Consider the following 1,338-nt stretch of genomic DNA (forward strand, 5'->3'; position numbering starts at 1 on the left):
GTTCGACCCGGACGGCACCGGCGCCGCGCCCCGCGTGCTGGTCGCCTTCCTCACCGGCGTGCCGGCGGTGCTGGAGAGCGACATCTGGGTCCTGTCGTGATGGGGCGAGGCTGACGCGGCCGGGGGCGCGATTCCACGGCGCTGTCCGGTCGCGCCCCCACCCGCCCTCGCTACGCGAGCGCACCCTCCCCCGCTCCGCGGGAGAGGGATCGTCGACACGCCACGCCCCCTCCCCCGCGGAGCGGGGGAGGGCTGGGGTGGGGGCGCGACCGACCTACCCCGGGATGCGGTTCACCGCCCCCGCCCGGTCTTCGCCTGCAGTTCGTCGATGCGCTGCGACGCCTCCGCCTTCGTCAGGTTCGGGTCGAACGCCTCCTTCGCCTCCTCCGACAGGGTCTTGAGATAGCTCGCCTGGGCGCCGGTCATCGGCTCCTCCCCCGTGGTCCAGTCCTGCGGGTCCTTGATGGTGTTGGAGCCGGGATCGGGGTCGGCCTTCGGGTTCTCGGCGTGGGGGGTCTGCGGCTTCGGCTTAGCCATGCGGGGTCTCCGGACAGGCCCGGTGCGGGCTCTGCGCGACAACGCTGGCTCCGGGCCATCGTTCCCTGTATGTTCATGGAAGGCAAGCCCGGGAATTTGTCCGAAGCGGTCGGCGCCATGCCCGGCCAAAGCGGTAAAGCGCCAAAGCGGCAAACCATGGTGATGGCTAATCCAGGCTGGCCTGGTAGCGATGCATCCGCGTGTCGAGCCAGGTGACCCGCCGCTCCACCGGGCGGTCGGCCAGGTCGAAGGCGACGCGGGCGATCTCCAGCACCGGCGCCCCGGGCCAGAGCCGCATCTTCCCCGCCTGCTCCGGCGTCGCCGCGATCGCCGCCAGCCGCTCCTCGGCGCGGCCGATGGTGACGCCGTGGTCGCGCTGGTACAGCACGTAGAGCTCGTCGGTCATCTCCTGCAGCACCGGCAGGGCGAAGCCCGGGAAGCGCGCCGCGGGCAGCAGGATGCGCTCCAGGATCACCGGCTCGCCCGCCAGCGCGCGGATGCGCTCCACCCGGTGCACCGCCTCGCCCTGCGGCAGGTCGAGCGCCGCGGCCTCCGCCTCGCTCGCCGGGCCGGTGCGGCAATCCAGCACCAGGCTGGTCGGCGTGTGGCGGCGACCGCTGGCGTCCACGATGCGGAAGAAGTGGAACAGCGCGCGTTCGCTGGTATGCGCCGCCACGAAGGTGCCGCGGCCCTGCCGCCGCTCCACCAGGCGCCGCCGTTCCAGCGCCGCCAGCGCGCGGCGCACTGTGCCGGGCGAGACGCCGAGCTCCGCCGCCAGCTCCGGCTCGGCCGGGATGGGCG

Annotated in this window: 2 protein-coding genes; both read right to left on the reverse strand. The window is 73.6% G+C overall.

All coding sequences use genetic code 11. The annotated features are described in order from the left end of the window. Positions 1 to 291 precede the first annotated feature (291 nt). Positions 292 to 537, reverse strand: coding sequence for a DUF3072 domain-containing protein (locus tag OZN99_RS31720; RefSeq protein ID WP_270939170.1), 246 nt, complete (start codon positions 535 to 537; stop codon positions 292 to 294). 166 nt (positions 538 to 703) lie between these two features. Next, positions 704 to 1,338 (reverse strand): GntR family transcriptional regulator (locus OZN99_RS31725; RefSeq protein ID WP_270939171.1); only part of this gene is annotated, 635 nt, incomplete at its 5' end.

This window comes from Falsiroseomonas oryzae, from assembly GCF_027856955.1.
Taxonomy (GTDB): Bacteria; Pseudomonadota; Alphaproteobacteria; order Acetobacterales; family Acetobacteraceae; genus Falsiroseomonas; species Falsiroseomonas oryzae.